This window comes from Photorhabdus sp. RM96S (assembly GCF_042879335.1).
GTDB classification, from domain to species: Bacteria; Pseudomonadota; Gammaproteobacteria; order Enterobacterales; family Enterobacteriaceae; genus Photorhabdus; species Photorhabdus kayaii.
Map to the genome: position 1 here is coordinate 1 of NZ_JBHFKT010000045.1, position 12,115 is coordinate 12,115.

General features: G+C 42.4%; 11 protein-coding genes and 1 pseudogene. 5 read left to right on the plus strand and 7 right to left on the minus strand.

What is annotated here, in order from left to right; genetic code table 11:
* From ACGF49_RS20710 to ACGF49_RS20720, 3 genes and pseudogenes are all read right to left on the minus strand, one after another.
* Positions 1-725 (minus strand): annotated as a pseudogene (locus ACGF49_RS20710) (IS982 family transposase); the annotation flags it as partial.
* A gap of 238 nt (positions 726-963) precedes the next feature.
* On the minus strand, positions 964-1,293 hold the full coding sequence (locus ACGF49_RS20715) for a hypothetical protein (protein WP_113044001.1): 330 nt from the start codon (positions 1,291-1,293) through the stop codon (positions 964-966).
* A 26-nt stretch (positions 1,294-1,319) separates the two neighbouring features.
* Positions 1,320-2,156 (minus strand): hypothetical protein, encoded by an 837-nt coding sequence (locus tag ACGF49_RS20720; RefSeq protein WP_349010657.1) that lies wholly within the window; start codon positions 2,154-2,156, stop codon positions 1,320-1,322.
* Positions 2,157-2,528: 372 nt separating this feature from the next.
* On the opposite strand from ACGF49_RS20720, the gene ACGF49_RS20725 reads away from it, so the two are divergent.
* Positions 2,529-2,978: a flavodoxin gene (locus tag ACGF49_RS20725; RefSeq protein WP_113044003.1), complete on the plus strand. Its 450-nt coding sequence runs from the start codon at positions 2,529-2,531 to the stop codon at positions 2,976-2,978.
* A 57-nt stretch (positions 2,979-3,035) separates the two neighbouring features.
* Here the strand turns inward: ACGF49_RS20725 and ACGF49_RS20730 are convergent, their stop codons facing one another.
* From ACGF49_RS20730 to map, 4 genes are all read right to left on the minus strand, one after another.
* Positions 3,036-3,422, minus strand: coding sequence for a DUF3461 family protein (locus tag ACGF49_RS20730; protein WP_011145044.1), 387 nt, complete (start codon positions 3,420-3,422; stop codon positions 3,036-3,038).
* Between the two features lie 214 nt (positions 3,423-3,636).
* Complete coding sequence (gene dapD / locus ACGF49_RS20735; RefSeq protein WP_113044004.1) at positions 3,637-4,461, minus strand: 2,3,4,5-tetrahydropyridine-2,6-dicarboxylate N-succinyltransferase; 825 nt, start codon at positions 4,459-4,461, stop codon at positions 3,637-3,639.
* 175 nt (positions 4,462-4,636) lie between these two features.
* Positions 4,637-7,285 carry a bifunctional uridylyltransferase/uridylyl-removing protein GlnD gene (gene glnD / locus ACGF49_RS20740; protein WP_113044005.1) on the minus strand — a complete coding sequence of 883 codons (2,649 nt, stop codon included), beginning with the start codon at positions 7,283-7,285 and terminating at the stop codon, positions 4,637-4,639.
* A gap of 138 nt (positions 7,286-7,423) precedes the next feature.
* A complete protein-coding gene (gene map, locus ACGF49_RS20745; RefSeq protein WP_113044006.1) occupies positions 7,424-8,221 on the minus strand; it encodes a type I methionyl aminopeptidase in 798 nt (265 codons plus the stop codon).
* A gap of 431 nt (positions 8,222-8,652) precedes the next feature.
* Here map and rpsB point away from each other — a divergent pair, with 431 nt between their 5' ends.
* The 4 genes from rpsB (at position 8,653) to frr (ending at position 11,944) form a co-directional block, all read left to right on the plus strand.
* Positions 8,653-9,378, plus strand: coding sequence for a 30S ribosomal protein S2 (rpsB, locus tag ACGF49_RS20750; protein ID WP_112879142.1), 726 nt, complete (start codon positions 8,653-8,655; stop codon positions 9,376-9,378).
* Positions 9,379-9,528: 150 nt separating this feature from the next.
* The gene (gene tsf, locus ACGF49_RS20755) at positions 9,529-10,386 is read left to right on the plus strand and encodes a translation elongation factor Ts (RefSeq protein ID WP_113044007.1); all 858 of its coding nucleotides are present in this window, start codon (positions 9,529-9,531) and stop codon (positions 10,384-10,386) included.
* A gap of 153 nt (positions 10,387-10,539) precedes the next feature.
* Complete coding sequence (gene pyrH / locus ACGF49_RS20760) at positions 10,540-11,268, plus strand: UMP kinase (RefSeq protein WP_112879144.1); 729 nt, start codon at positions 10,540-10,542, stop codon at positions 11,266-11,268.
* 118 nt (positions 11,269-11,386) lie between these two features.
* Positions 11,387-11,944 (plus strand): ribosome recycling factor, encoded by a 558-nt coding sequence (gene frr, locus ACGF49_RS20765; RefSeq protein ID WP_113044008.1) that lies wholly within the window; start codon positions 11,387-11,389, stop codon positions 11,942-11,944.
* The last annotated feature ends 171 nt before the right edge of the window (positions 11,945-12,115 follow it).

A 12,115-nucleotide genomic window follows, 5' to 3' on the forward strand; every position in this document is an offset into this window, starting at 1 on the left:
ATATCACAATCCCGTAAATTCAAGCTCGGTTTTTTAGGTTGGAATGTATAAGCAATTAGGCCAGCGACGATTTCCAATAAAAAACCGAGCTGACTGCGGTGTCTTGAATGCTCTATCTGAGAAATATTTTTAAGCTGATCTATGACCGTTTCTATCAAAAATCACCTTCTTAACATCAGCTTATCCCAGAGATATAACGCTTTTGTCTTCATTCTTCATGTTACTACGGACATGAGTGATTAACGTGCTTCCAGTTCATCGCACAAGGCCTGTGACAAATACCCTTTATCGCCATATAAACACCCTGTTAACCCTTGTACCCGCGCTTTGACAGGATGACGCTCATCTTTATTTCCTGAGGTCAACTTAACCGCCAAAAGTTCACCACAATTATTGATAACCCGATGAAGTTTAAAGCCATAAAACCAGCCGGTATTGGTTTTCCCTCGCTGTGCGACGCCTTGAAATACGCGATGACGGGGAATACGGAGATTGTGGCAAACGGCAATTTTGGTTGAATCAATAAAAGCGATCCCCTGGGTTTCAGCTTTGCGTGACGAAAGAAAAGCACAGAGAGGAATGAGCGCCCTTTGCTTTAAGGTTAACATGCGGGTGTAGCTGACCAAGCGGGGAAAATCGGCCTTAAGATAGTGTTTGACATGCTGAATATAAAACGTTTTAAAATCACGATAATGGCTCATGTGGAATAAAATGAGGAGCGTCATCACTTCACTGAAAGAAAGGGAAGCTTCGCGGCGACGTTTGAGCAAACCATTTTCAATTAACTATTGATGCCAGAGAGGAATAAATTTTTGGCAAAAGTCATCGACGCAGCAGTAAAGTTCTTCTAAATTAAACATGCCTGAGGATCTCCACGATTTTGTTTTATCTAGCAAAAACTTTGATCGTGCCTCAGGCACTTAGTTCGCTTCTTAAGCAAACCTCAGGTTAATTATGTTGGATTTATTGTTTTTTAGAGTTAATGGTAAAGTGAAAAATAGTCGAAATAACTATTGAAGAAATTAGTAATATTGTAAATCCAGAAATGATGTCTTCAACGCCAACACCTAAATAAATAGTATAAAAAAGGATGATCATAGTAATAAATACATAAATACCTGATTGCATACCCAAAGTATAAAGAGAGTTTTTTGAATATAATCCTAGATAAGAGAAAAAAATAGGTTGCATAATGGTATTAGCTAAAAATACCATAATTGTGAATAGCAAATAGAGTATGCCAGAATTTGTTATAATGCCAAGTAAACAGAATCCGAGAGAGAATAATTGCATGATATTGCCTATCATGATTCTTTTGGTTAAAAGTGCAGATTTAATGACATGATCCCAATTGCACAGGGGAACCATATAATCAGTAATATGATATACATTTGAATTATATCAATATGCTCAAAATATTTTGTTCGCATTGATGGCATAATCATTAAGGATAGGAAAAAGCAAACATTGATTATAACTAAACTGGAAAAGTCAAAGAAAACAGCTAATTTATTGGTTGTTTTCACAGGATATTTAATATTGTGTTTTTGTTTTTTTAAGTTATTGTTTTTTAAATTGTTGTTTTTTAAATTATGACTTTTAAAGTCAGTTAAATAAATAATTGAAGCAATAGAGTAAATAAAAGCAGAAAAAAAGTCTGCTGATGTACGGGAATTTAAACTTAAAAGAGAGAAAATAACAGGAATTAAAAATGGTAGACTTAATAACGCCAGGCTTAAAATAGAAAAATTACTATTCGTTTTCTTTTCATTTCCTGTGGTTATAAGAATATTTCTTCCCATTGTGACAATAAATCCACTTATTACTCCCCATAATATTCTATGCAGAGTATCCAGCCAAATTGGAATAAGTATTGTTTCTCTTACAAAGAGAATGCAGTTTATCGTTGCTATTAATAAGAAGAAGCCAAAAATATTTTTTTCAAACAAAGCAATATTCATTTTTCGAATAAAAAAGGATATGGTCATACATCCCAGAGATAACCCTAATAAATAAGAAAAAACAGGAATATAAGCGTTTAAAATCATTCCTCCGCTTTTAAGCACGGTATCTACCCAAATCATGAGACCCGATGAGCCGGTAATATTTGCGGCACTTAATAACACACTAAGCACGACAGCTCTATTATTAAACATGGTGATGGTTTTCCTTTATTTAGTGCTTATTTGTGCCATTCTATTAATCTCATTATGCTATTATTGATCTTGAAGAAAAGGATATAGTCATTTTTCATATTAATATCAATATCATCAACTAAAGTTGTTTAAAAAAGTGATTTTAACACTGAATTATTATTGATTAAATAACTTGATTTAAGACGACGTCTTTACGGCGGGGAGCAGTCACGATCCTGTTTACATGACAGAGTCAACTTGATAGTGGCAATATTTGATTTGATGCGACGACTTAGCTGGTAAGGTAATTATCCCTGATTTGGGAAGGGTTGAGTTTTCTGCTGTTGCCAGCGAGGATAACTAATAATTCCTTTAAAAAGAGATAAATAAGTTATGGCAAAGATAGGTATTTTTGTTGGTACTGTTTATGGTAACGCGCTCGCTGTTGCAGAAGAAGCACAGCAGATCCTTGAACAACAAGGTCACGATGTAGAAGTCTTTGAAGAGGGGGAGCTGGAACAATGGCAATCCTATCTCGATCAAATGGTTTTAGTTATCACTTCAACGACTGGACAAGGGGATTTACCCGATAATATTCAACCTCTTTATTATGCCTTGCGAGATGAACTGGGTTATCAGCCAGAATTACGCTATGGTGTGATCGCCTTGGGTGATAGCAGTTACGAGAATTTTTGTGGTGGTGGCCGCACTTTTGATGAGTTACTACAAGAGCAAGGAGCAATAAGAATCGGTGAAGTTTTGATGGTGGATGCAGTGGAGGAAGCTGAACCGGAAGTTTTTGCTCAGCCTTGGATCAGACAATGGGGAGAGTTAATTGAATAATTACAATACACCGCTTATACCGAATAGGATATAGGCGGTGTAATTAATAGAACCGTTTTATTTACGGGTTAGTTTTTCCAGATCGGCTTCAATCTCGGCAATCTTGTTGGCAACAACGTGTTCAAGATGACGCAGGTCGTCAAGGATTTTGTGTTTCAAATCGATTTCTACTTGGTCACGTTTGCAAATCTGATCCAACTCTTCAATCACATAACGCAGGTTGGTATTGATTTCGTTGATCTCTTTGTATCCTTGCTCTGCATTGTTTGCAGTCACAGTCTTGCGCTGACGCGGATATTTGAATTTCACGCTTTTAGCAAAGAATTCACCTTTATCCTTACGAAAATAGATTTTCAGAATATCGTTGTTAGCTTCTTGACGCAGACTATAGCGGTCAATTTCTTCGGGATATGTGATCCCCAGACTCTTTAAGTTATCGTACATGGCACCACCTTAAGGGTATTTTTCCCAGTAGGTTATTCTATGCGTCATTTTGAATCCGGATCGTCTCCAAATACCTTACGTACTTTGTGTACGTTTCGGAGCGTGCATGTTGTCCGTATTCAAACTGTCTATATTAATAACACTAACTGAGGTTGGTAATGATGATAAAAAGCAAAAAAATAGCGGACTTATTTATTATCCGCTATTTTAAAGTTTAATCTATCGATCTGAGGAGTTCATTAATGCCCACTTTTCCTCGTGTTTTGGCATCCACTTTTTTGACAATGACAGCACAATACAGGCTGTAACTACCATCTTTTGATGGGAGGTTGCCAGAGACAACAACAGAACCCGCAGGGACACGACCATAATGAATTTCGCCTGTTTCACGATCATAGATTTTGGTGCTTTGACCAATATAGACACCCATTGAAATCACTGAACCCTCTTCGACAATCACACCTTCTACAATTTCAGAACGGGCGCCAATAAAGCAGTTGTCTTCAATGATGGTTGGGTTCGCTTGTAATGGTTCCAATACACCACCGATACCGACACCGCCGGATAAATGGACATTTTTACCAATTTGGGCACAGGAGCCGACTGTTGTCCAGGTATCTACCATTGTTCCTTCATCAACATAAGCGCCGATGTTGACATAGGAAGGCATCAGTACGCAGTTACGGGCAATAAAGGCCCCTTGACGTGCTGCCGCAGGAGGCACTACACGAAAGCCCTCTTTTTCAAATCTTGCCTGATCATAGTCAGAGAATTTCATCGGAACTTTATCGAAATAACGGCTTTCTGTGCCATCAATGATCTGATTTTCATTAATACGGAAAGAGAGCAGTACAGCCATTTTTAGCCATTGATGAGTGACCCACTGACCGTCAATTTTCTCTGCAACGCGTAGCTTTCCACTATCCAGCAGGTTGATGACTTGAGTAACTGCATCACGTGTTTCATGGTTGACGGTTGCTGGAGTAAGCGTTGCACGGTTTTCAAAAGCATTTTCGATAATGGATTGTAATTGCTGCATTGCATCGGGTTCCTTGGTTATCGTCCGAATCATGGGCTTATACCCGTCATCTTTCAAGTTGCCTCTTTGTTGGCTGCACTCACTCACCCCGGTCACATCGTTATCTATGCTCCCGGGGATTCGCTCCCTTGCTGCCGCGATGCATCTTGAAATCCATTAGGGTATATATATTGAGTTATATTTTATCCTTTGGATTTAGGGTTGCTGTCAACCTTTCTGACAATTCTTCTCTGACTTTTTTATTTAATGCCTTGTGGTCTTTATCTGCCAGCACAAAAAAATCTTCGACACGTTCACCGATGGTGGTGATGTGTGCACCATGCAGTGAAACCCCCATTTCGGCGAAAATATTACCGACCCTTGCCAGCAATCCCGGTTGATCCAGGGCAAATAGTTCCATATAGGTTCGTCGTTCATTATGGGTAGGCAAGAAGGTGACTTTTGTTGGTACGTTGAAGTGACGCAGTTTGGTTGGCAATTTTCGTGTTTTCGGTGTTTTGGTGTGAGGAGCCAGAACAACTTGTAAAAGTGCGTCACGTATTATTTCATGGCGATCCGATGCTAAAGGATGACCATTGGGTTCCAGTACCACGAAAGTGTCCATTGTCATACCATCACGATTGGTAAAGATCTGAGCATTATGAACACTCAGGTTACGTCTATCCAGTTCGCCGACAACCGCCGCAAACAGGGAAGGACGATCTACGCTCCAGATAAAAATTTCTGTACCGCCACGGGTTGGCTTGGTACTTATCAGTATCAGTGACTCTTGAGAATCATGTTGCACTAAATGACGGGCGTGCCAGGCAAGTTGTTTTGGCGTATGACGAAGAAAATAATCTGCATGACAACGACTCCAAAGCTGATGAAGTTTCTGTTCGTTAATATTATCCTGGCGCAACAGAGCAAGTGCCTGGAAACGGTTATGACGGATGCGTTCCCGAAAATCTGGTGTATTTCCCTGGCGCAATTGATTCTCTGTAGAGAAATAGAGTTCCCGTAACAAACTCTGCTTCCAACTATTCCATAGGTTGACATTGGTGGCGCAGATATCAGCGACTGTCAGGCAGATCAGGTAGCGTAACCGGGTTTCATTGAGGATTTGATGGGTAAATTGCTTGATGATTTCTGGGTCCTGAATATCTCGCCTTTGAGCCGTGACTGACATTAACAGATGATGACGAACCAGCCAGGCTACTAAATCAGCTTCTCGTGAGTTAAGCCCATGTTGCAGTGAAAACGCGAGCGCATCGTCAGCGCCAAGTTCAGAATGGTCACCGGTACGCCCTTTGGCGATATCATGAAATAGTGCAGCAAGATGTAGGAGTTCTGGTTGAGGCAGACGAGGGTATAGCTCAACACAGAGTGGATGGGCTGGACGATTATTCTCATCGGCAAAACTTTCCAGTTTTCTCAGTACGCGGATGGTATGTTCATCGACGGTATAGGCGTGAAACAGATCAAACTGCATCTGACCGACGATATTGCCCCAAAGCGGTGTGTAAGCGCCAAGGACACTGTGACGATGCATGGGCACAAATGCGCTTTCAACCGCCCTTGGGTGACGTAGGATATCCATAAAGATTTGGCGAGCTTCCGGTAATTCACACAATGGCTGAGACAGGTTGCGGCGTGCATAACGGAGGTGGCGTAACGTAGTAGAATAAATACCTTGAACTTCTTCATGTTCCGCCATGCGATAAAACATTCGCATAATAGCGGCGGGTTCTTTGATAAACAGAGTTTCATCAATAAGATCAATAAGTTGTCCCCGTAGTTGGAATTCACTATCCAACGAGCGGGACTTTTCATGGGTTTCCAATGCCAGAATGGCTTCATCAAACAGTTGCAGTAGCATATTGTTGAGTTCGCTAACGCGGCGTGTCATCCGGTAGAAATCTTTCATCATTCGTTCTACCGGTTGATTACGCTCTCCGTGATAGCCTAGTAATTGAGCAATACTGAACTGGCGATCAAATAACAGACGATTATCATAACGATTGACTATCAGATGAAGAGCAAAGCGGATACGCCAGAGGAAACTTTGGCATTCATTTAATTCATTACGTTCTTCTGCTGTCAGGAAACCAAAGTCGACCATTTCATCTACGGAGGTTGCACCAAAATGGCGGCGGGCAACCCACAGTAGGGTATGAATGTCTCGCAATCCTCCGGGGCTGCTTTTGATATCAGGTTCCAGGTTATAACTGGTGCTGTGATAGCGCTGATGGCGTTCGTGTTGTTCGACAATTTTGGCATCAAAGAATTCAGTGGAAGGCCAAAAACCATCACTGAAGGTATGTCGCTGTAATCGAAGAAAAATGGATGGATCGCCACAAATTAACCGTGATTCGATTAAATTCGTCGCAATAGTCAGATCTGATAACCCTTCCAGCAAACACTCTTCAAGTGTGCGGACACTGTGGCCGACTTCCAGTCGGATATCCCATAGTAAAGTGATAAATTGTCCGACATTCTGAGCTTGAGGCGGTGTGAGTGGTTGTTCACTGAGTATCAACACGTCGATGTCAGATAGCGGATGCAGTTCCCGCCGGCCATATCCGCCGACGGCAATCAATGAAAGTGATGAAATTTTATCAAATCCATAGGCATACCATAATTGTTGTAATAACTGGTCTATGTAATCACTGCGTGCAGAAATCAAGGCTTCTGCGGAAATACCCGCTTTAAATGCATGTTCCAGCCAAAGCTGAAATTCTTCGAGGTGCTGTTTCAACACAGGGTAGCGAAGATCTTCACTGGAAAAATCAGCGGGAGAAAGTGGCGGGATAGGGGCTTGAATTGTGGCGATATCTGCTGACATAAGTATAAACCTATGAGAAAGGCGAATCATAACGGCCAGATTACTGAGAAAGTAGGGTGTTGAACAAGGGGATATTGCGGAGAAAAGATTTAGAAGCCTTGTATGATTTCAACAAGGCTTCATAGTTTGCTGTTTTAATTATTCATTTACCAAGACTGCGGAAAGCGTTGGCTCTTCTTCTTTACGCAATGTCATGATTTCGCAGCCGTTATCAGTAACAACGATGGTATGTTCATACTGCGCAGACAGGCTGCGGTCCTTGGTTTTGACTGTCCAGCCATCTTTCATGGTACGGATGTGGTAGTCACCGGTGTTAACCATTGGCTCAATAGTGAAAGCCATACCTTTTTGCAGAACAACGCCACCATCATCTGCATCATAGTGCAATACTTGTGGTTCCTCGTGGAAGCCTGCGCCGATGCCGTGACCGCAATATTCACGGACCACAGAAAAATCGTTGGCTTCAACAAATTGTTGGATGGCTCTACCAAGGGTGCGCAGACGAATACCGGGTTTCACCATTTTCAAGGCTAGATAGAGGCTTTCCTGAGTGATGCGGCACAGGCGCTCACCCTGAATGGTTGGTTTACCAACTATGAACATTTTTGATGTATCACCGTGGAAGCCCTCTTTGATGACAGTCACATCGATATTAACAATATCGCCATCTTTCAAGGTCTTATCATCACTTGGGATACCATGACACACTACGTCATTAACAGAGATACAAACAGATTTTGGGAAACCGTGATAGCCAAGGCAGGCAGAGACAGCCTGTTGTTTATTGGTAATGTGATCGTGACAGATACGATCTAATTTACCTGTTGTTACACCGGGTTTGACGTAAGGTTCAATAATTTCCAATACTTCTGCCGCCAGTCGACCGGCGACGCGCATTTTTTCAATATCTTTAGAGGTTTTAATTGAGATTGCCATGAAACTTGTCCATTCAAAGCCAGCGAATCTGCTGGTTGTCTGTTTTTCAACAAGGAAAAAATTATTGAACTAATGGTATCAGCCTACAGAATATCTGCCAATAACAGTTGGCAGCCCTATTTCCCTCGTTACCTTTATTTACTCATCAAGAATACCGTTCGTAACCGGGCTTTTCTTTCCACATTGAGCTATCAGAGAATGGCAACAAAAGTTGGTGTCTTAGGCCGGTTTATGATATAAAGTGCGCCGGCGTTCTGTGTATTTGCCACTGAGGCAAAACAGGGTGGCGTTAAACATACTCACTGTGTAAATAACACACACGGGTCGGCACATACACCGGGGTGCTCTCATGCAGAACATGCAGCTAAAGAGTCGGTGTTATGGGGCTCGTGGAGGCATAACCCCAACTTAATATTTTACAGAGGTTTACAATGGCAACTGTTTCCATGCGCGATATGCTGCAAGCGGGCGTTCACTTCGGTCACCAGACTCGTTACTGGAACCCAAAAATGAAACCATTCATCTTTGGTGCTCGTAACAAAGTGCATATCATCAATCTGGAAAAAACTGTTCCAATGTTCAACGATGCGTTAGCTGAACTGAACAAAATTGCTTCACGCAAAGGCAAAATTTTGTTTGTTGGTACTAAGCGTGCTGCGAGCGAAGCGGTTAAAGAAGCAGCTCAGAACTGTGATCAATACTTCGTTAATCACCGTTGGTTAGGCGGTATGCTGACTAACTGGAAAACCGTTCGTCAATCCATCAAACGTTTGAAAGATTTAGAAGCACAGTCTCAGGACGGTACTTTTGACAAACTGACCAAGAAAGAAGCGTTAATTCGTTCTCGTGAACTTGGTAAGTTAGAAAATAGTCTGGGTGGTATCAAAGATATGGGCGGCTTACCTGATGCTCTGTTTGTTATCGATGCTGAACATGAACACATTGCTATCAAAGAAGCAAACAACCTGGGTATCCCAGTATTCGCTGTTGTTGATACTAACTCTGATCCAGATGGTGTTGATTTCATCATCCCTGGTAATGATGATGCAATCCGTGCAGTAAAACTGTATCTAGGTGCTGTTGCTACTGCTGTTCGTGAAGGTCGTTCTCAAGATCTGGCTGTTCAGGCAGAAGAAAGCTTTGTAGAAGCTGAATAATAAGGCAAGCTCATTATTGAGCCCTTATTAACCAGGTATTGAAATATATTGGTTAGGGGGGCCTGTTATGGCCCCCTTTTACGTATCTGATATAAGAACTATCCATGCGGAATACTCTCTTCCTGCGGGATACATCGAGGAATAAAACAAATGTCTGGAATTACCGCTGCTTTGGTAAAAGAACTGCGTGAGCGTACTGGCGCAGGTATGATGGAATGTAAAAAAGCGCTGGTTGAAGCTAATGGCGATATCGAATTAGCGATTGACAACATGCGTAAATCAGGTCAAGCGAAAGCGGCTAAGAAAGCTGGCCGTGTTGCTGCTGAAGGTATCATCCTGGCGGAAGTGGCTGCTGATAGCAAATTCGGCGCTCTGGTTGAGCTGAACTGTGAAACTGATTTTGTTGCCAAAGATGCAGGTTTCATTGCTTTCGGTAAAGAAGTTATGGCAACAGTATTGGCTGATAAAATCTCTGATGTTGAAACTCTGAAAGCTAAGTTTGAAGAACAACGTACTGCACTGGTTGCTAAAATCGGTGAAAACATTAACATTCGTCGCGTTTCTATATTAGAAGGTGAACAACTGGGTACTTACCTGCATGGTGCACGTATCGGTGTTCTGGTTGCGGCTGAAGGCGCTGGCGCTAATGAAGAGCTGATTAAGCATGTGGCTATGCACATCGCTGCGAGCAAGCCAGAATATGTTAACCCAAGTGATGTACCAGCTGATGTTGTTGATCGTGAGCACCAAATCCAACTGGATATCGCAATGCAGTCTGGTAAGCCACGCGAAATCGCAGAGAAAATGGTTTCTGGCCGTATGAATAAATTCACAGGTGAGATTTCTCTGACAGGTCAGAATTTCGTGATGGATCCAAGCAAAACAGTTGGCGATCTGTTGAAAGAAAACACTGCTACAGTGACCAGCTTCATCCGTTATGAAGTGGGTGAAGGTATTGAGAAAGTTGAGACTGATTTCGCAGCAGAAGTTGCTGCAATGAGTAAATAGTCTTAATTTTTACAAACAGGGCCGCCAAATGGCGGTTCTGTTTTATCTAATCTAAATCGCCTATCCCAGTAGGTGTTGAGTTTTTGCATCTGGTCAGAATGGCTCGGATGTATGTAAATCCCCAATATACTTTTCTGCTTAGGACAGAACATCATGGCAACCAATGCAAAACCCGTATATCAGCGTATCCTGCTTAAACTCAGTGGAGAAGCCCTGCAAGGTGCAGAAGGTTTTGGTATAGATGCCAGCGTGTTAGATCGCATGGCTCAGGAGGTCAAAGAACTGGTTGAGTTAGGCGTACAAGTCGGTGTCGTCATTGGCGGTGGTAATCTGTTTCGTGGTGCTGGCTTGGCAGAAGCAGGGATGAACCGTGTAGTCGGCGACCACATGGGCATGTTGGCAACAGTGATGAATGGTCTGGCAATGCGGGACGCATTACATCGCGCCTATGTGAACGCCCGTCTAATGTCTGCAATTCCTTTAAATGGCGTTTGTGATAACTATAGTTGGGCAGAAGCGATTAGTTTATTACGTCATGGTCGTGTTGTTATTTTCTCTGCGGGTACCGGCAATCCGTTCTTTACTACAGATTCGGCAGCGTGTTTGCGTGGTATTGAGATTGAAGCAGATGTTGTGCTAAAAGCAACTAAAGTAGATGGTGTTTATTCAGCTGATCCGGCTAAAGATTCGGAAGCGGTATTGTTCGATAAGCTCTCTTACCAACAGGTATTAGAGCGTGAATTGAAAGTTATGGATTTGGCGGCATTCACGCTGGCTCGTGATCACAGCTTACCTATTCGCGTATTTAACATGAATAAGCCGGGAGCGTTGCGTCGTGTGGTAATGGGGGAAAATGAAGGCACCCTGATTTCTCACGAGTAATGTTCAAAGACACCAGAGATGTTTAGCGGTATGATGAGTCGCCTGATACGCCAAATTTAACAAACATGGTCATAATAGCTTATGGCTTTAAAACAACCAGTTCCCAAGGGTTTGTAACGTGATTAATGAAATCAAAAAAGACGCACAAGACCGTATGGAAAAGAGCGTCGAAGCACTTAAAAACCAAATCAGTAAGGTTCGTACTGGCCGGGCTTCTCCTAGTCTGCTGGATGGTATCACTGTTGAGTATTATGGTACACCAACGCCTTTGCGTCAGCTTGCTAACGTCGTCGCTGAGGATGCACGTACCCTAGCTATCACGGTATTTGATCGTACTATGACGCCGGCGATTGAAAAGGCAATCATGGCTTCTGATTTAGGGCTGAATCCATCTTCTGCGGGAACAACAATCCGTGTTCCTTTGCCACCATTGACAGAAGAGCGCCGCAAGGATCTGATTAAGGTGGTTCGTAGCGAAGCTGAGCAGGGGCGTGTCTCTGTGCGTAATATTCGTCGTGACGCTAACGACAAAATCAAAGCACTGCTGAAAGACAAAGAGATCAGTGAAGATGATGAGCGTCGTGCGCAGGATGATATTCAAAAGCTGACGGATAATTTCATCAAAAAAGTTGATGAAGCTTTGACGAAGAAAGAAGAAGAACTGATGGAGTTCTAATCTCTTTCATAAGATATATACCCTATGGATTTCAAGATGGATCGCGGCGGCAAGGGAGCGAATCCCCGGGAGCATAGATAACTATGTGACCGGGGTGAGAGAGTGCAGCCAACAAAGAGGCAACTTGAAAGATGACGGGTATATCAAGCGCTGCTATCTTGTGGCGCTATT